Annotated in this window: 1 protein-coding gene; it reads left to right on the top strand. The window is 45.3% G+C overall.

Annotated features, from left to right (window positions below; all coding sequences use genetic code 11):
* Positions 1–78: 78 nt before the first annotated feature.
* The coding region (locus WG929_RS20880) for an IS66 family transposase (protein ID WP_416207610.1) at positions 79–685 on the top strand (607 nt) is incomplete at its 3' end.

Genomic DNA, 685 nt, shown 5'->3' with positions numbered 1-685 from the left:
GGATATTTTTAATAATAAACCGCATGAAACCTTATTTTACACTGCCATGAATTAACCAGGGTTGGTATACTCCAACCCATGAAAACACCACCGACGGATCACTTACCTGATGACATTTCTGCTCTAAAACAACAGCTTTTAGCGCAGCATCAATTATTGGAAGAAAAAAATAATCAGTTAAAAAATAAAGAACAATTAATTAACCAAAAACAATCACGCATCCAGTTTTTGGAAGAACAGATCATTCTGTTTAAGCAGCGCCAGTTTGGTAAAAGCAGCGAAAAAAGTGATCAACAAGTCGAACTGTTCGATGAGGTTGAATGCGAGGCCGATGCCTCTGCAGCGGATACGGCCGAGTCGATAGACGCCGAATCCTTACACTCGGAATTGCCCCTGGCTGAAACACCAAAGCCCGTTAAAAAAACATCCGGCCGTAAGCCTTTACCGGCTGAATTACCCCGTGTACGCATTGAACATGATCTTCCTTTGGCCGATAAAATCTGCGCCTGCGGTTGCGCCAAAAAACACATCGGCGAAGACACCAGCGAGCAATTGGATATTATTCCGGCGGTGGTTCAAGTCTTGGTGCATGCACGACAAAAATACGTTTGCGAAGCCTGTGAAAGCGGCGTGCAGATGGCCGCTTTACCGACGCAGCCAATCCCTAAAAGCAATGCCAGCCCTG

It is taken from the genome of Oceanobacter antarcticus, assembly GCF_044962685.1.
GTDB classification, from domain to species: domain Bacteria; phylum Pseudomonadota; class Gammaproteobacteria; order Pseudomonadales; family Oceanobacteraceae; genus Oceanobacter; species Oceanobacter antarcticus.
Note: the sequence above shows the minus strand (reverse complement) of the source record. Positions and strands in the feature narration are given on the sequence as shown.